Consider the following 17489-nt stretch of genomic DNA (forward strand, 5'->3'; position numbering starts at 1 on the left):
AGCACATTTTACACGCACAAAAGAACAGGCTATATCAGACCAGCCTTCACTGTTTCAGCAAAAACGATCTCAACAACCTCTTCAATAGAAAGATTAGTACTATCAATCACCAGCGCACCCGCCGCTGGAACAAGGGGAGCAATCGCTCGATTCGCGTCTCGCTCATCCCTTTCTTTAATAGATTGCACAAGTTCTTCTAGATTAACCGCCTCTCCTTTTTGTTGCAATTGCAACAAACGGCGCTGAGCACGTTCTTCTGCTGAAGCGGTTAAGAAAATTTTGATCGGCGCATTCGGAAAAACCACGGTTCCCATATCACGACCATCTGCCACCAACCCAGGAGCTTGAGCAAAAGCGCGCTGACGCAACAATAAACCTTCACGCACTTCGGGAATCGCCGCTAACTTGGAAGCACTGTGACCTACTTCTTCGGTGCGGATCGCTTGAGTGACGATTTCACCTTCTAACACAATTTCGACTTTACTATCTTCTGATTGCTTGAACTGAATATCCAAATGCTCAGCCAACACTTTCAGTGTGTCAGCGTCTTCGACTGACATCCCATGATGAGATACCGCCAACGCTAACAAACGGTACAACGCACCACTATCAAGCAAATGCCATCCCAGCTTCTCTGCGACTAACTGGCTGACAGTGCCTTTACCGGCACCACTTGGACCATCAATCGCGATGACTGGAGCTTGATTTATCATATACATTCCTCTTCAATTTCTATTGCACCACCGCACAGTGAAAACCTAACTGCGCCGCAACACTCCCTAATTCAGTAAATTCTTCTAATAATGCCTGGCAATCATTCACGCGCGTCATTTCGCGACTTCGCAACCCCAGCGCTAACATCGCTAACGCCAATCGATAATCTCCAGCACAATCCAACTCACCCCCCAGAGGAATCCCCCCAGTAATAGTCAATTGTCCTGCACTGTATTCACAAACAATGCCAAAGTGAGTCAATGCATCAACCAAACACAAGACCCTATCTTCATAGTAATAAGGCAGATCCGATAAGCCACGAATAACACTTACCCCTGAGGCATAAGCGGCGGCAACACAAACCAGCGCCAATTCATTGCGCAAGCCATAAACTTCTGTAGCGCTTAAATCGAACCCAACAAGTGGCGCGAATGCCACTTCTAAACGTCCTTGATCAAAGCCTGTCGAATGATCACCCAAAAGCCGCACATTAGCGCCAATCTTTTTCAAAAACGGCACATAAGGAGACGCCATATCTCCTACCAAAGCATTCTCTATGGCCAACCTAGAACCCGGCGTCAACGCAGCCGACAAGGCCAACCACGCGGTTTGCGTCACATCCCCTGGCAGCTTTATCTGCGCCCCCTGAGGCACAGCAGAGTCAAGGCGCACTACTCCCTCATCTAGGGTTACCTGCAAACCAAAATAGGCAAACAGCGCCTTGGTTTGCGCAATACCGTATTTGCAGGCTCGCAACTCACCAGCTTCTGGGGAATACAACATAGCCAGCAAAGCGGCCCCATGTAACCTTTTAGAGCCATTCTTCAGCACCAATGAAACCGTCTGCGGCACAGAAGGCGCAAGGGATACAGGTAAACAATCCGCCGCTGCCGTCATCACATGACCACCCATAGCACGCACTAGATCAAACAATTCCTTCATCGGCTGGCTCAACAACTCCCCTTCACCCACCAAGGTAACAGGAAAATCTTGACCCGCCAGAACAGGCATCAATTGATGCAAAGCGGCACTTGACTGGTGCACATTGATCGGCGCGATAGGCGCTTTTAAGCCTTTCAAACCGACACCGTGCACGCGCAATTGATCCGCGCTAATTTCTTCGATCACCACACCCATATCACGAAACGCCTGCATCGTGATACGAACATCACCAGTCAAGTCAATATTGCTTAGATGACTGACACCAGATGATAGGCACGCTAGTGTAATTGCCTTATGTGACAATGACTTGTCACCAGATAAAAAAATCTCACCTTTAATGGCTGAAGCCGGAGAAACCGTCATAGACAGCGGCTTTACTTCTTTGGATTGACCAGCAGTACGCTGCTCCAATAACCGCAAAAAATGGTCGCGAGCCGACTTCGCTCGGGTAAACACACCAAACATACCCGCGCCATCGCCTTGCTCAATTGCCGCTCTCATTACCGCTAAACGATCGGTAAAAAGATCTAAGGTCGCTAAGGTCGCTTCTTTGTTTGATAAAAACACATCGCGCCACATCACCGGGTCACTGGAAGCAATTCGCGTGAAATCACGAAAACCACCTGCAGCAAACTTAAACACATCCTGGCTACGCTCGCTGTTCGCCAACGCATCAACCAAGGTATATGCCAGCAAATGCGGCAAATGACTAGACGAAGCCAGCACATGATCATGATGCTTAACATCCATGCTCACTACATCTGAACCCAATGCCGCCCATAACTGGTGCAAACGATCTAATAAGCTAGGGTCACTGTCGAACAAAGGCGTAACGATTGCCATGTGCTTTTCAAATAACTGAGAATTGGCCGCCAATACACCACTTTTTTCAGCCCCCGCAATAGGGTGGCTCGGAATAAAGTTGGCAGGCACTTCACCAAACACTTTTTTGGCCGCCTCAACCACGCTGCCTTTTGTTGACCCAACATCCGTCAGCAAGGTAGAGGCCTTCAAATAAGGCTTTATTTCTAATAATACCGACTCCATTGCCCTAACAGGGGTCGCCAAGACAATGACATCCATGTTGGCAATACACTGCTCTGTTAGCTCTGCCGGGTAATCAATAACCCCCGTAGACACGCCTAACGCCAACTCTCCTTCTCTACGGTCTGCACCATAAAGAGTTGCTAAGCCTCGCTCTTTGAGCGCCTTAGCAAAAGAGCCGCCAATCATGCCAAGCCCAACAATCAACACATTACCAAATGGTTTATCCCCTAGCAGGGCACCAACCGTATTTCCTGAGTCATTATTATTCACAAACCACACCAACCATTAAACTAAAGTACCGCAACAGGGTAAGAACCAAGCACCTTCACTTCAGAAGCGCGATCTCTTAATTCTGCTATCGCAGCCTGACAACCTTCTTCTTGATAATGGCCAACAAAGTCTATGTAGAAAATATAACCCCAACGACTCATCAGCGAAGGGCGTGTTTCAAGACGTGTCATATCAACCCCATGGCGCTCAAAGGCTTCCAATAAGTGATATAAAGCACCTGGTTCGTTTTTAGCACTGATCAGTAGCGAGGTTTTGTCTTTACCACTTGCTGGCACTTCTTGGTTGCCAACAATCAAAAAGCGCGTGGTATTATCTGGACGGTCTTCGATATTGGCTGACACTGTCATCAAACCATACATCTCACCGGCCACTTCACCGGCAATCGCCGCCACAGCACGACCATTTTTACCCGCCTCCGCAGCCAAACGAGCCGCTTCGGCGTTCGAACTTACCGCCACACGCTCAGCATGAGGCCAATAACGATCCAGCCACGCACGACACTGCGCTAAGGACTGCTGGTGAGAATAGATGTGCGTCACTTCATCCGCATTGCTGTGCGGACTTATTAATAAGTGATGATGTATCCGAACTTCCACTTCACCGCAAATTTTCAAACGCGAATCACGAAAACTGTCCAGCGTGTGATTAACCACCCCTTCGGTTGAGTTTTCGACAGGCACCACACCATAGTTGGCAGCACCCGATTCTACTTCGCGAAACACCTCATCGATGGCTGCCATGGGCGCGCTCACAATCGATTTACCAAAATGCTTCAATGCGGCCTGCTGCGTAAAGGTGCCTTCTGGCCCTAAAAAGGCAATGCGCATTGGTTTCTCAAGCGCCAAACAAGAGGACATGATTTGGCGAAATATCTTCGCCATCTCTTCATTACCAAGCGGCCCTTCATTACGCTCCATAACTCGACGCAACACTTGAGCTTCACGTTCTGGACGGTAAAACACAACAGCGTCACCACCCTGCTCCGCCAGTTTCACTTCCGCTACTTTTTGCGCACACTGTGCACGCTCATTAATTAACGCCTGAATTTGCGAGTCGATAGAGTCGATACGATCCCTCAACAATGGCAACGTATCAGGCACAGCTTGTTTAGTGTTTGCCATAATAATTATCCGTGACGCTGTTCAAAAGAATGCATAAAGTCGATCAAGGCTTGCACCCCTTCCATTGGCATTGCGTTGTAAATACTCGCGCGCATCCCACCAACTGAACGATGCCCTGCCAAGGTTCTTAACCCTGCGGCTTCGGACTCTTCTAAAAACACAGCCTCAAGCGATTTATCCGCCAACACAAACGGCACATTCATACGTGAGCGATAAGCTGGATCGATCGGATTTGAGTAAAAATCACTTTCATCAATCGCTCGGTATAACGCTTCTGCCTTACGAATATTGGCTTGCTCTATGGCTTCTACACCACCTTGATTTTCCAACCACTCAAACACCAAGTCCGCCAAATAAATAGCAAAAGTAGGTGGCGTATTGATCATCGAATCGTTTTTCGCCAAGTTGGCAAAACTCCAAGTCGTTGGCAGATCATCACTGCTGCGCGCTAATAAATCTTTGCGCACAATACAAATCACCACACCCGCTGGGCCAACATTTTTTTGGGCACCCGCGTAAATCATGCCATATTTACTGACGTCAATTTTGCGCGACAAAATAGTCGAAGACAGGTCCGCTACGATCGGCAAAGACGTTTCTGGCAAGTCGGAAAACTCTAAACCACCAATGGTTTCATTAGGGCACAAGTGCAAATAAGCCGCACTCTCGTCCAATGTCAAAGTAGAAAAGTCTGGGACAGTTTGGTAACGCTGCTCTTTTGAAGAGCCAACCACATTAACCTGACCGTATTTCTTTGCCTCTTTAATCGCTTTTGTTGACCAAGCGCCTGTATCCAGATAACAAGCCGAGTCAAAACCATTCATTAGGTTGGCCGGAATCTGTGCGAACAAAGTAGAAGCACCACCTTGAGCGAACAAAATCTCATAGTCATCACTAATATTCAGCAAACGCGCCAAACGCGCTTTTGCAGAAGCAAGAATAGACATGAACTCAGCACTGCGATGACTCATTTCCATTACAGAAACACCAGCACCGTGCCAATCCAACAATTCAGACTGCGCTTTTTTTAGAACTTCTTCAGGAAGTGCAGCTGGACCAGAACAAAAATTATAAACTCGGCTCATCCTGTTTTTTACCTCTAGTATCCAGGATCTAACTTAAACAAAAGCGACGCACCAAGGTGCGCCGCTTCTATTACTCTTGGTCTTCGGTGGTATCAGGTGTCTCACCAGAAGCAGTAGCCGGCGCTGCCGCCTCATCTACATCCAGCGTTTCCCCGTCTTCCACATCACCTTCATCGTCTTCAACAACACGAACCACACCCACTAGGTGCTCCTCGTTTGTCAGGCGAATCAAGGTAACACCTTGCGTATTTCGGCCTTGACAAGACACTTCTGTAACACGCGTACGAACCAAGGTACCTTGATCTGTGATCAAGATAATCTCATCCGTTTCATCAACTTGAGTTGCACCAACCACTGGGCCATTACGCTCAGATACTTGAATGCCGATAACCCCTTGACCACCGCGACCATAAACAGGGAAGTCGTCGATCAAGGTGCGCTTACCATAGCCGTTTTCACATGCCATCAAGACCGCCGCACCCTCTTGAGGAACGATCAAAGAAACCACTTTGGCACCTTCACCTAAACGAATACCACGGACACCGGCTGCAGTACGTCCCATGGCACGCACGTCACCTTCCGAGAAACGAATCGTTTTACCAGAGCTGGACACCAACATAATGTCGTCATTGCCAGTGGTTTGAGCCACCCCAACAAGCGCATCACTTTCATCTAGACTTAACGCGATCAAGCCGGTTGAGCGAGGACGAGCAAAGTGTTCCATCGCGGTTTTCTTAACCGTACCGTTGGCCGTCGCCATAAAGATGTAGCTGCTTGCTTCCTGTGCGTCTTCATCCACTTCTGAGTCGGCGTCAGATTTTTCTGGCGTCGTCAAAGGCAATAAAGCAGAAACATGCTCGCCTTCTGCAAACGGCAGCAAGTTCACGATTGGGCGACCTTTCGAATTACGGCTGGCCGTTGGAATTTCAAATACACGCAACCAATACACTTTACCAAAGTTAGTAAACAGCATCACGGTATCGTGACTGCTTGTTACCAACAGATGGCTAATATGGTCTTCATCCTTCATGGCTGAGGCTGATTTACCACGACCACCTCGACGCTGCGCTTTGTATTCTTCTAATGGTTGTGATTTCGCATAGCCGGTATCCGAAATTGTCACCACCATCGGCGCTTCATCGATCAAGTCAGCGATCGTCAGATCTTGGCGAGAAGTCAAAATTTCAGTACGACGTGCATCACCAAAAGAGTCACGCACTTCTTCCAACTCTTCACGAATGACTTCCATCAAGCGATCAGGGTTCGATAAGATTTCCAACAACTCAGCAATCAACTCGATCAGAGATTTGTACTCTGCCATGAGTTTTTCATGCTCTAGGCCAGTCAAACGGTGCAGACGCAAATCTAGAATGGCTTGCGCTTGCTCTGGAGACAGGTGATAAGCCCCCTCCACAAAACCATACTGAGCCTCAAGATCATCAGGACGACATGCATCCGAACCAGCACGTTCTAACATAGCCATCACATTGCCTGGCTGCCAAGACTCAGCAACCAGTTTTTCTTTCGCTTCCGCTGAGGTTGGAGAAGTTCTAATCAACTCGATAACACGGTCGATATTGGCCAGTGACACTGCCAAACCTTCCAGAATATGACCACGCTCACGCGCTTTACGCAGCTCGTAAATAGTACGACGCGTCACTACCTCACGACGGTGCTTCACAAAGCATTCTAAAATTTGTTTGAGGTTCAATAACTGCGGGCGACCATCTACTAGGGCCACCATATTGATACCAAAAACAGACTGCAACTGTGTTTGCGTGAAAATATTATTGACCACCACGTCTGGGTTTTCACCACGACGCAGCTCAATCACGATGCGCATGCCGTCTTTATCGGACTCATCACGCAGCTCGCTAATGCCTTCTAACTTTTTCTCTTTTACCAACTCAGCGATTTTTTCAATGACTTTCGCTTTATTTAGCTGATAAGGAATTTCGGTAAAGACGATGGCTTGGCGATTGCCTTTTTCCATCTCCTCTATATGGTGACGGGCACGCATATAAATTCGACCGCGACCCGTTTTATAGGCCTCGACAATACCAGCACGACCATTAATAAAGGCCGCTGTCGGAAAGTCTGGTCCTGGAACATGTTCCATCAACTCATCAATGGTGATGTCGGCGTTATCTATAACAGCCAAACAACCATCGATCACTTCGCCCAAATTATGAGGCGGAATGTTGGTTGCCATGCCCACCGCAATACCGGCAGAACCATTGACCAACAAGCCAGGTACTCGGGACGGCATGACCGACGGCATAAACTCTGTGCCATCGTAGTTTGGTACAAAATCAACCGTCTCTTTTTCGAGATCCATCAATAAATGATGGGCAATTTTGGCCATACGAATTTCGGTATAACGCATGGCAGCAGCGCTATCACCATCAACAGAACCGAAGTTACCTTGCCCATCCACCAAGGTGTAACGCATGGAGAAAGGTTGTGCCATACGAACAATTGTGTCGTATACAGCCACATCACCATGTGGATGGTATTTACCGATTACATCACCGACGATACGTGCGGATTTTTTGTACGGTTTATTCCAATCGTTTTTCAGTTCATTCATTGCAAACAAAACACGACGGTGGACAGGTTTTAACCCATCACGCACATCCGGCAATGCTCGACCAACAATTACGCTCATCGCGTAATCTAGATAGGAACCCTTTAGTTCGTTTTCGATACTGACGGGAATAATTTCTTTGGCTAATTCACCCATAGATACAACCGATCCTTATGCCTCGGACTCTGACAGACGCCCTGATATCTTTTTATAAGCGCTGCATTGTACCATAAGGAATTAAATAACACCCCTGCGACAGTATCTTTTGTTTGCTATTTAATGACAGCCCCTAGCAACCCAATTTGGCAAATTTTAAGGCCGCAATCAGACACTTAACTGACAAAGAATAACAGAGCAAGCCAAGTTTACTATTGGTTGCCCCTAGTGATCTCGTTATAATGAAAGGAATACTTTGGCTAATGCGTCACAAATAGGCCGACACACACCTACTTTAAAACACCGTGATGTCGCACAGAGCCCTACAACACCACTGGAAATAAACCATGACCAAGACAACCGAACAACACAACAATGTAGACTTTACTGAAGTGGCTAAGTTTGAAGCGCTAGCCAGCCGCTGGTGGGATACAGAGAACGAATTCAAACCCTTACACGACATCAACCCACTGCGCGTTAACTACATTAACGAGCGCGCTGGACTGTCCGGTAAAAAAGTCATTGATGTGGGCTGCGGCGGCGGCATCCTATCAGAAGCCATGACAACACTCGGCGCCAAAGTCAAAGGCATCGACATGGGTGAAGCCCCTCTTGCGGTCGCCAAACTTCATTTAGAAGAATCAAAACTAGACATCGACTACGAAAGAATCACCTCTGAAGAAATCGCCGCTCGCGAAGCCGGCACTTATGATGTGGTCACCTGCCTTGAAATGCTAGAACATGTACCTGACCCGGCATCCGTTATCCAAGCCTGCATGGCGCTTGCTAAACCTGGCGGTCATGTCTTTTTCTCGACTATTAACCGCAACCCAAAAGCATACCTTTTTGCCATTATTGGCGCAGAGTACATTTTAAACATGCTGCCCAAAGGCACCCATGACTATGCTAAATTCATTCAGCCTGCCGAACTAAACAACTACGCCAGAAAAGCAGGATTGGAAGTGCGCCACATGACTGGATTGACTTACAACCCAATCACCAAGCACTACAAGCTGACCGACAAAGATGTTTCAGTGAATTATATGATGCACACTCAGAAGCCAAGTGCCTAAGCCCAATAATAAATACCTAAGGAGGCGTTATGTTTGATTATCAAGCCCCAGAGCAACTACTCAAAGACAAGATAATTCTGGTAACAGGTGCAGGAGACGGTATCGGAAAAGCGGCCGCCCTCAGCTATGCCCAACATGGCGCCACGGTTATTTTATTGGGCCGCACCACCAAGAAGCTTGAAGCGGTTTACGACATTATTGAAGCCCAAGGCTACCCTCAAGCTGCCATTGTCCCTTTGAACCTTGATGGCGTCAGCGAGCACGACTTTACCGAGCTTGCAAACACACTGCAAAATGAATTTGGTCGATTGGATGGCATATTGCACAACGCCAGCCTATTGGGCGAGCGCACCCCACTCGAAAATTACGACGCCGAAATCTTCGACCAAGTAATGAAAGTCAACGTATCGAGCCAGTTCATGCTCAATCAAGCACTGCTACCGCTGTTAAAAGCCGCCCCTAAAGCCTCCATTGTTTTCACCACTTCCAGCGTTGGCAGAAAAGCACGCGCTTATTGGGGGGCTTACTCGATATCAAAATTTGCGACGGAAGGCATGATGCAATTGCTCGCTGATGAGCTGGAGAACACCTCAAATATACGCAGTAACGCCATTAACCCAGGTGGCACCCGCACCACAATGCGCGCCTCAGCTTACCCAGCAGAAGACCCTCAGACGTTACCCACACCGGAAGACATTATGCCTGTTTACTTATATCTTATGGGTGACGACAGCGAAGGCATCAATGGTAAATCACTGGACGCCCAAGCAACATAAACAACCGCGCAATGACTTGTTCGTCATTGCGCGCTACCTAATCCTTTGGTTAGTATCGTGATATGAAAACACTCTTTAAAGCATTGGTCAGCTCATTACTGTGCACACTTATTCTAAACGGGAACTTTGCTTTAGCAGACACACCAACTAGCCGCATCCTCACCCCACTCGATAAAGCCATCACAGACCACAACACCTACCGCCTAACAACACTAAAAAACGGCCTTAACATCATTCTGGTAAATGACCCGCATGCTGAACGCTTCGCGGCGTCAATGGCAGTAAATGTTGGCAGCTATCAAGACCCAAAAAACCAACAAGGGTTAGCTCACTTTTTAGAACACATGCTACTTTTAGGCAGCAAGAAATACCCGGAAGCCGGCAGCTACCAATCTTTCATCAGCCGCCACGGTGGCAGCTATAACGCTTACACCAGCATCAATTCCACCAATTTTTTCTTTGACGTAGAAGGCACTCACTATCGCGCTGCACTCGACCGCTTCTCTCAGCTTTTTATCGACCCCCTGCTTTCAGCAGACTCGGCACAGCGAGAGAAAAATGCCGTAAACGCCGAATACAAAGCAAAGTTCAATAGCCAGCGGCGCCGCTTAAACCAAGCCTTTAAAACCCTATTCAACCCTGAGCACCCCCAGAGCCAATTTACTGTTGGTAGCCTAGATACACTTAAAGATCGCCCCGGCAACCCACTGCGAACGCAATTACTCACGCTTTATAAAGAAAACTATGTGGCCAATAATATGGCTCTAGTCCTGATCGCAAATCTTCCCATTGCGCAGCTTGACGAACTGGCTACAAAATACTTTTCAGCAATCCCTTCAGGCAATGTAAAACCCAGACCTGAAGCATCAAGCTTATTGAAACCAGGCGCCCCTCAACTGCAATTCACACGACCTGAAATTGACAGCAACACTCTGTCTTTCTGCTACCAAATTGATAGCCAAGAAAAAAATTATCACACCACTCCAACTCGATACCTTTCTTATATTTTAGGCAATGAAAGCAAGGGCTCGCTCTACGCTAAACTAAAAGATGCAGGCTATATCAACAGCCTCAGCAGCAGCGTGTCTCCCGATTACCAACACAACGCACTGTTTTGCACCGACATTCGCTTAACCAAGGAAGGCGTTCAGCACATCGATGATGTGGCTAAATCTTTCTTTGCAACCATAGAAACCATTAAGCTATCGCCAATCAACCCTATTTATCTAAAAGAAGAAGTCACTCTTAGCCAGCTGACCTACGACTACCACAACTACATCCCCCCACAATCACTCGCTAAGCTACTTTCATCCAGAATGCTGTCAGTGCCACCGAAAGACGCCTTAAACAGCTTTAAAACCAGCCAAATGGCCAGCAACCAAGAGATCCAAGACATCCTGCAACAACTCACAGACAAAAACCTTGTCGTACAAGTTGCCAGTCCACACCCCTTACCAAAAAACTGGTCTAAAACCCCGATAAAATGGCAGCTAGAACCTTGGTATCAAAGCAAATACAGCAACAACCAATTCAGTCAAACCTTTTTAAACATGGTGCATTACGCCACCAAAAGCGTGCACGTTACACTGCCTAAGAAGAACCCATTTATCCCAACCTCCTTTTCCATGATTGATGAGCAAGATCAAAAACCACACATCATCTATCAGAAAAAAGACTTCACCTTTTGGCATAAAGCGGACGCCAGCTTCCAAAAACCTACCGCCATTAACTTTTTATCTATTCGCTTTGACCAAGCCGCCAACACAGCTAAGAACAGCATACTCAACCACCTATGGACCCGCACAGTAAATGCCAGCATTAGTGAATCTACCTACGAACCTTATATTGCAGGACTAGGCTACAGCCTTTATCCCCATTTAAATGGCATTTCCTTCAACACCACAGGCTATGCAGACAAACAGGGAGACTACCTAATTTGGCTAGTGGATCAGCTGTTTTTATTTCGCCCCACACTACAAGATTTCCAGCGTGCAAAAGCCCAACTAAAACAAGATCTTGAAAACCAAAAAAGCCGACAAGCGTACCAAGGCGCCAACACCGCTCTGAACACCCTTATCACCAAGAACAGCTTTACAACCAAAGAACTCTTAGAAGCGCTCGACAAAAGCTCGATTGTCGACCTCCAAAAACACATTAAAAAAGCAAAAAGTCACTTTGATATTGTGGGTTACAGCACCGGAGACATATCAGAAAAGAACGCACTAAAACTCGCCAACACACTGCATGAGCGCGTTGCAAACAAACTGACTCCACACCTATCGACCAAGATAGAAACCAAACAACTTACAGCCCAAGCACGACTGGAGCACCGATTCCCTTCCATCAGCCAAGACAGCACCGTACTCTACGCACTGCTCGACACAGGCCCACAAGCGGAAAAAAAATCGGAATTCCAAGCCTCACTGCAAATGTCATACTTTGCCATTTTGTGCAATATTTTAAACAGTCGCTTTTACAATCAACTGCGCACTGAGCAGCAAATGGGCTATATAGTGGGCGTCCAAGACCTAAGCACGCGCAACACACCGATCCTTGGCTTTGTCATTCAATCGCCAGACAAAGACACCACCACACTGGTTCACGCCATCGAAAACTTTATCAAAACACAAGCGGTATTATTGCAAACACTGCCTCAGTCAGATTTTCAGTATGCCAAAAACAACCTTATCAGCACACTAAGCAAGAAACCTAGAAATCTAGACGATAACGCTTACGATGAATGGCACGAGATCGCCAAGCAAAAACAGAATTTCGACCATAAAAAACAAGCTGTTGAAGTAGCAAAAAGCATTACTCAGGCAGGTTTTATTGAATACATAAAGCAGAAAATTGAGAACGGTAATACAGCAAAAATTCTCATTCACAACAAGAAGTTAGATAAGCAATTAAAACAGAAGGGACATTGGGTTAAAGCACACCCGGAAGGCAACAACCTAATACTCAATAAAGCGCCCTCAAAAGAGCAAGTCGCTCAGGTATTAGCCACCGATTAGCTTTTCCAACTTAGCCTCTTGGCTAGCGTTAGGCGCCACCGCATTATTTGTAGCGCTACTATTGGGTGAGTTGGGTTTGATTTCGGAGAAATCGCCAGAATCAGGCATCACATCTTGCGCAGAAGACGAATCACTTTGAGACTCTTCAAGCTTGTTTAACTGCTCACCAAACACCCCAATTTCCGGCATCATACGCAGACGCTTCTCTTGGATATCATCCGGTATATGACCAGTAAAAAGCACAGTGAAAGGCGCCTCTTCGGTACGCTTATTCACTTCGTCATAAATGGCTTTTTCTCTTTTCGCAATCGCCTGCTCTTCAAGATAGGAACGGTCAGCCCCCGTCGCCGACACCACGACATTTGGCCCAAGCAATGACACCTTGCTTTTGTCTGCTGGGATTACCGCCACTTTATCTGGAGAGCTCAACACAACCTGATGACGACCATGAATCACTTGATTGCCGTAAATAATATCCACAGGCTGAATCTCAACGGTTTGAGCCTGAGCAACAAAAGGCAATACCAACACAAACCCTGCCAACTTTTTCATAATCCCCCCAGAAGCTAAGCTTCTACTATAAGAGATAACGCACCATTAAAAAAGGAGGCCAAGCAACACTCAGCCTCCTCTTATCATGAGTTTGTAAAATTATTACAGGGTAATAACATCAAACTCAACCAAAGGGTTGGATTCTGCTTCGTAATCCACACCTTCCACACCAAAACCAAACAACTTCAAGAACTCATCTTTGTAAAGCTGGTAGTCCGTTTCTGAGAATAAATTTTCATCGGTAATCGTTGGCCATAGGTCACGGCAAGCTTGCTGTACATCTTCACGCAACTCCCAATCATCCAAACGCAGGCGATTGGCATCATCAGCCAATTCGGCTGGATTATGGTTGTTGTATAAGCGCTCAGCGAACATGCGATATACTTGATCCATACAACCTTCATGCAGGCCTTTTTCGCGCATTACCTTAAACACCATAGCAAGGTACAAAGGCATAACAGGAATAGCCGACGATGCCTGGGTTACTACCGATTTAAGCACCGCAACGTTAGCGCCACCTTGTAAAGGTAACAACTGCTCATTGATGGCTGCAGAAGCGCGATCTAGATCTTCTTTTGCCTTACCCAATGCACCGTGCCAGTAAATTGGCCAAGTAATATCAGAGCCGATATAAGAGTAAGCAACAGTACGAACACCGTCAGCCAACACACCCGCCTCTTGCAAAGCAGACATCCATAGCTCCCAATCTTGACCACCCATTACTGTGGTAGTTGCCGCCACTTCTTCTTCAGTAGCAGGCTCAATTTCCGCTTCAATAATGACATCTTTATTGGTGTCAATCGCCGTTGAACGGTAAGGCTGGCCAATTGGTTTCAAAACAGAGCGTACAACTTCACCCGTTTCTGGCATTTTGCGCACTGGCGATGCCAATGAGTAAACAACCATGTCTATTTCACCAAGATCCTGCTTAATAAGCTCGATCACTTTTTCGCGCGCTTCATTAGAGAAAGCGTCGCCATTGATGCTCTTGGCGTACAAACCTTCTTCTTTCGCCGCTTTATCAAAAGCCGCAGCATTGTACCAACCTGCCGTGCCTGTTTTCTTTTCTGTAGCAGGCTTTTCGAAGAAAACACCAATCGTTGCAGCACCAGAACCAAAGGCGGCAGCAATGCGAGAAGACAGGCCATAGCCACTAGAAGAACCAATAACCAACACTTTTTTAGGACCGTTCTCTATCTGGCCTTTCTGTTTTGTCAGAGCAATTTGATTTCTTACATTTTGCTCACACCCTACCGGGTGAGTGGTGGTACAAATAAATCCACGAATCTTTGGCTTAATGATCATATTATCTTCTCAACGTCATGTTTTGCTTACACCTCACCCGATCAAAAGCTGCTTTTATCAGGCAAGACAAATCTTCGCACAATGATACAATAGCTTATTCCATATGTCCTCGCTGACTTTCAATAAGCGGACATTCGTTCCCTATTTTCTGCAAAGAGACCCTCAATGCATCTACTTGTGATTGGCTATGTATGGCCAGAGCCTAACTCTTCCGCGGCGGGCAGCCGCATGATGCAACTGCTACACACATTTCGCAGCGCAAATTGGCAAATCACCTTCGCCAGTCCAGCACAACAAACCGAGCACATGAGCAACCTCGATGAGCTCGGTATTGATTGTGATCAAATCACACTGAATGACTCATCATTCGACGAATATGTAGCGGCACTGCACCCAGATGTAACCTTGTTTGATCGCTTTATGATGGAAGAGCAGTTTGGCTGGCGGGTAGAAAAATACGCCCCTAACAGTCTGCGTGTTTTAAACACAGAGGACCTCCACTCATTAAGAGAAGCCCGTCACCAAGCACTGAAGCAAAAAAAAGCTTTTCAGCAAGAGGATCTATACAGTGATTTAGGCGTCCGGGAAATAGCAGCCATACATCGCTGCGACCTTACTTTAATGATTTCTGAATACGAGACAGCCTTGCTGGTAGACGAGTTTTACGTCCCAGAATCCCATGTATTCCACCTTCCCTTTATGCTCGATCCCTCTGGTCATTATGGCCAGCTTCCAACATTTGAAGAACGCCAACACTTCATTACCATAGGCAATTTCAGACACGCCCCGAATTGGGACGCCGTGCTATACCTTAAACAGCACATTTGGCCAAAGATACGCAAAAGATTGCCTCGCGCAGAACTACATATTTATGGCGCATACCCTCCGCCAAAAGCCACACAGCTGCACAATGAAAAAGAAGGCTTTTTAGTGAAAGGCTGGGCGAAAGACGCTCAAGAAGTGATGAAACATGCCAGACTTTGCTTAGCGCCGTTACGCTTTGGCGCCGGTATCAAAGGCAAACTGGTCGAAGCCATGCAAATGGGCACCCCTAGCATTACCAGCAAGATTGGCGCCGAAGCGATGCACGGTCACTTACCTTGGAATGGGGTCGTTAGCGATGACCCAGACACCTTTGTTGATGCCGCTGTGTCACTTTATCAAGACCATGATAGCTGGCAATTAATGCAAGCCAACGGTTTTTCTATTCTTGATTCACGTTACGACAAAAGAGCATGGGAACCGAAGTTACTAACCCGCATAGAGCGACAGCTGACCCTTAAAGACGCGTTAAGAAAAAAGCATTTTCTTGGCAAGATGCTCAGACACCATAGCTTAAAAAGCACACAATACATGTCACAATGGATCGAACTGAAAAATAAAAAAGAAGAGGAGAAGTAACCCTAAGACATTATCTAGACGAGCGCCAACAAATGACCAAAAAACGTATCAGCTAACAAATTGACTGGCTTGTTCGCGCTCAGAAACCTTTACCAACACGTGACGTTGTTCTTCTGCTGACATTCGCCCCCAACTACTGATTTCTTTTCCAGTACGGTAGCAACCAACACAAACATCATCATCGTTGAGCAAACATAAATTCACACATGGAGATTTAACGCTGGCTTTTTTCGTCGCTTTTGTTGACATCAGCAGCACCCTCATTAGCTTCAGCAGTCGCTGATTTCATTGCTTTCTGCTCAGCATTCCATTCACGAAGTTCTTCGTAATAGGTATCCCAAACACATGGAGAACATTCACTCTCACAACATTCCCAATCTTCTGGAGGGGTTGGCCGTTCAGACATATCATTACCTATAAAGCACGCATAAAGATGCGATTAAAACGTAAAATACAGCGTGCTGCTTTTTACCACTAAGCAATAAAAAGCAGCACAATAACACTTACTATCAATTAAAATTCAGCGTTATGATAAACACGTTGGACATCGTCCAGATCATTTAAAAGGTCAAGAAAACGTTCAAACTGCTCAACATCTTCCCCTTCAATTGTCGTCATATTTTGTGCAACAAATTGAATTTCATCCACATCAAATTCGATCTCGCCAAAGGCCTCCAACAAGGCTGCTTTCGCTTTACCGTATTCAGTATTGGGGGCAAATACCGTTACCTTGCCATCTTCAAGCTCGATATCAGTCACGTCCACATCAGCCATCATTAGCGCTTCTAACACAGCTTCTTCATCAGTGCCATCAAACACAAAAATGGCACTGTGATCAAACATGTGGCTCACACTGCCTTGACCACCAATTTTGCACTTCACCTTGTTAAAACAAGTACGAACATCACCGAAAGTTCGATTTGGGTTATCAGACAAACAATCTACAATAACCATGGTGTTACCTGGGCCAAAACCCTCATAACGTGCTGTGTCGAAGTCTTCTCCGCCACCACCTTTCGCCTTATCAATCGCTTTATCAATTACATGGGTTGGCACCTGATCTTTTTTCGCTCTGTCAATCATCGAGCGCAGTGCCAAGTTACCATTTGGGTCGATACCACCGGATTTTGCACAGACATAAATCTCACGGCCGTATTTACTATAAACCTTGGCTTTTTGATCAGACGTTTTTGCCATGGACTCTTTGCGGTTTTGAAAGGCTCTGCCCATTACATTTTCCTATTCTACGGGTTCTTAAAAGGCAGATTCTAACGTGAAGGACAAAAAGAAGGAACTGCTAGAGAGAGATTCCTCCTTTAAAACCAATTTAGACTATTCCTCCCAATACATGAGAGCGCCGAAAAACCTCGAACCAATCCAACCAGACAAAGATAATGACAATGCAACAGGGACGGCATTCCCCAT

At 46.5% G+C, this 17489-nt stretch carries 14 protein-coding genes; 4 read left to right on the top strand and 10 right to left on the bottom strand.

The features are described 5' to 3' along the window. Nucleotides 1-29: 29 nt before the first annotated feature. The 5 genes from cmk to gyrA form a co-directional block, all read right to left on the bottom strand. Nucleotides 30-713: a (d)CMP kinase gene (gene cmk / locus DFP81_RS07250; RefSeq protein ID WP_115897110.1), complete on the bottom strand. Its 684-nt coding sequence runs from the start codon at nucleotides 711-713 to the stop codon at nucleotides 30-32. Nucleotides 714-732: 19 nt separating this feature from the next. Next, complete coding sequence (locus DFP81_RS07255) at nucleotides 733-2973, bottom strand: prephenate dehydrogenase/arogenate dehydrogenase family protein (RefSeq protein WP_245959110.1); 2241 nt, start codon at nucleotides 2971-2973, stop codon at nucleotides 733-735. A gap of 20 nt (nucleotides 2974-2993) precedes the next feature. Next, a complete protein-coding gene (gene pheA / locus DFP81_RS07260; RefSeq protein WP_115897111.1) occupies nucleotides 2994-4115 on the bottom strand; it encodes a prephenate dehydratase in 1122 nt (373 codons plus the stop codon). Between the two features lie 5 nt (nucleotides 4116-4120). Continuing rightward, nucleotides 4121-5200 carry a 3-phosphoserine/phosphohydroxythreonine transaminase gene (serC, locus tag DFP81_RS07265; protein ID WP_115897112.1) on the bottom strand — a complete coding sequence of 360 codons (1080 nt, stop codon included), beginning with the start codon at nucleotides 5198-5200 and terminating at the stop codon, nucleotides 4121-4123. A gap of 70 nt (nucleotides 5201-5270) precedes the next feature. Further along, nucleotides 5271-7943, bottom strand: a complete 2673-nt coding sequence (gene gyrA, locus DFP81_RS07270) for a DNA gyrase subunit A (RefSeq protein ID WP_115897113.1) — start codon at nucleotides 7941-7943, stop codon at nucleotides 5271-5273. A gap of 347 nt (nucleotides 7944-8290) precedes the next feature. On the opposite strand from gyrA, the gene ubiG reads away from it, so the two are divergent. The 3 genes from ubiG (at nucleotide 8291) to DFP81_RS07285 (ending at nucleotide 12806) form a co-directional block, all read left to right on the top strand. Beyond that, on the top strand, nucleotides 8291-9016 hold the full coding sequence (gene ubiG, locus DFP81_RS07275) for a bifunctional 2-polyprenyl-6-hydroxyphenol methylase/3-demethylubiquinol 3-O-methyltransferase UbiG (protein WP_115897114.1): 726 nt from the start codon (nucleotides 8291-8293) through the stop codon (nucleotides 9014-9016). Nucleotides 9017-9045: 29 nt separating this feature from the next. Further along, on the top strand, nucleotides 9046-9792 hold the full coding sequence (locus DFP81_RS07280) for a YciK family oxidoreductase (RefSeq protein WP_115897115.1): 747 nt from the start codon (nucleotides 9046-9048) through the stop codon (nucleotides 9790-9792). A 62-nt stretch (nucleotides 9793-9854) separates the two neighbouring features. After that, complete coding sequence (locus tag DFP81_RS07285) at nucleotides 9855-12806, top strand: insulinase family protein (RefSeq protein WP_115897116.1); 2952 nt, start codon at nucleotides 9855-9857, stop codon at nucleotides 12804-12806. On the opposite strand, the gene DFP81_RS07290 is transcribed toward DFP81_RS07285, so the two are convergent. Together DFP81_RS07290 and fabV are read right to left on the bottom strand one after the other, a co-directional pair. Beyond that, nucleotides 12792-13358 carry a hypothetical protein gene (locus tag DFP81_RS07290; RefSeq protein WP_115897117.1) on the bottom strand — a complete coding sequence of 189 codons (567 nt, stop codon included), beginning with the start codon at nucleotides 13356-13358 and terminating at the stop codon, nucleotides 12792-12794. The genes DFP81_RS07285 and DFP81_RS07290 overlap by 15 nt on opposite strands. Before the next feature lie 102 nt (nucleotides 13359-13460). After that, the gene (fabV, locus tag DFP81_RS07295) at nucleotides 13461-14663 is read right to left on the bottom strand and encodes an enoyl-ACP reductase FabV (protein ID WP_115897118.1); all 1203 of its coding nucleotides are present in this window, start codon (nucleotides 14661-14663) and stop codon (nucleotides 13461-13463) included. A 165-nt stretch (nucleotides 14664-14828) separates the two neighbouring features. On the opposite strand from fabV, the gene DFP81_RS07300 reads away from it, so the two are divergent. After that, the gene (locus tag DFP81_RS07300; RefSeq protein ID WP_115897119.1) at nucleotides 14829-16064 is read left to right on the top strand and encodes a glycosyltransferase; all 1236 of its coding nucleotides are present in this window, start codon (nucleotides 14829-14831) and stop codon (nucleotides 16062-16064) included. A 48-nt stretch (nucleotides 16065-16112) separates the two neighbouring features. Here the strand turns inward: DFP81_RS07300 and DFP81_RS07305 are convergent, their stop codons facing one another. The 3 genes from DFP81_RS07305 to DFP81_RS07315 form a co-directional block, all read right to left on the bottom strand. After that, nucleotides 16113-16313 carry a DUF1289 domain-containing protein gene (locus DFP81_RS07305; RefSeq protein WP_115897120.1) on the bottom strand — a complete coding sequence of 67 codons (201 nt, stop codon included), beginning with the start codon at nucleotides 16311-16313 and terminating at the stop codon, nucleotides 16113-16115. Next, entirely contained in the window at nucleotides 16279-16470 is a 192-nt protein-coding gene (locus DFP81_RS07310) for an oxidoreductase-like domain-containing protein (RefSeq protein WP_115897121.1), read from the bottom strand. Before DFP81_RS07310 ends, DFP81_RS07305 begins: the two co-directional genes overlap by 35 nt. A gap of 107 nt (nucleotides 16471-16577) precedes the next feature. After that, nucleotides 16578-17294 carry a YebC/PmpR family DNA-binding transcriptional regulator gene (locus DFP81_RS07315; protein ID WP_115897122.1) on the bottom strand — a complete coding sequence of 239 codons (717 nt, stop codon included), beginning with the start codon at nucleotides 17292-17294 and terminating at the stop codon, nucleotides 16578-16580. Nucleotides 17295-17489 lie beyond the last annotated feature (195 nt).

It is taken from the genome of Marinomonas pollencensis, from assembly GCF_003387375.1.
In the GTDB taxonomy this organism is placed as follows: domain Bacteria; phylum Pseudomonadota; class Gammaproteobacteria; order Pseudomonadales; family Marinomonadaceae; genus Marinomonas; species Marinomonas pollencensis.

Coding starts and splice junctions, on each gene's coding strand:
- DFP81_RS07280 (WP_115897115.1), top strand. CDS start 9,046: ATGTTTGATTATCAAGCCCCAGAGCAACTACTCAAAGACAAGATAATT.
- cmk (WP_115897110.1), bottom strand. CDS start 713: ATGATAAATCAAGCTCCAGTCATCGCGATTGATGGTCCAAGTGGTGCC.
- DFP81_RS07300 (WP_115897119.1), top strand. CDS start 14,829: ATGCATCTACTTGTGATTGGCTATGTATGGCCAGAGCCTAACTCTTCC.
- fabV (WP_115897118.1), bottom strand. CDS start 14,663: ATGATCATTAAGCCAAAGATTCGTGGATTTATTTGTACCACCACTCAC.
- DFP81_RS07285 (WP_115897116.1), top strand. CDS start 9,855: ATGAAAACACTCTTTAAAGCATTGGTCAGCTCATTACTGTGCACACTT.
- serC (WP_115897112.1), bottom strand. CDS start 5,200: ATGAGCCGAGTTTATAATTTTTGTTCTGGTCCAGCTGCACTTCCTGAA.
- ubiG (WP_115897114.1), top strand. CDS start 8,291: ATGACCAAGACAACCGAACAACACAACAATGTAGACTTTACTGAAGTG.
- DFP81_RS07310 (WP_115897121.1), bottom strand. CDS start 16,470: ATGTCTGAACGGCCAACCCCTCCAGAAGATTGGGAATGTTGTGAGAGT.
- DFP81_RS07305 (WP_115897120.1), bottom strand. CDS start 16,313: ATGTCAACAAAAGCGACGAAAAAAGCCAGCGTTAAATCTCCATGTGTG.
- DFP81_RS07290 (WP_115897117.1), bottom strand. CDS start 13,358: ATGAAAAAGTTGGCAGGGTTTGTGTTGGTATTGCCTTTTGTTGCTCAG.
- DFP81_RS07315 (WP_115897122.1), bottom strand. CDS start 17,294: ATGGGCAGAGCCTTTCAAAACCGCAAAGAGTCCATGGCAAAAACGTCT.
- pheA (WP_115897111.1), bottom strand. CDS start 4,115: ATGGCAAACACTAAACAAGCTGTGCCTGATACGTTGCCATTGTTGAGG.
- gyrA (WP_115897113.1), bottom strand. CDS start 7,943: ATGGGTGAATTAGCCAAAGAAATTATTCCCGTCAGTATCGAAAACGAA.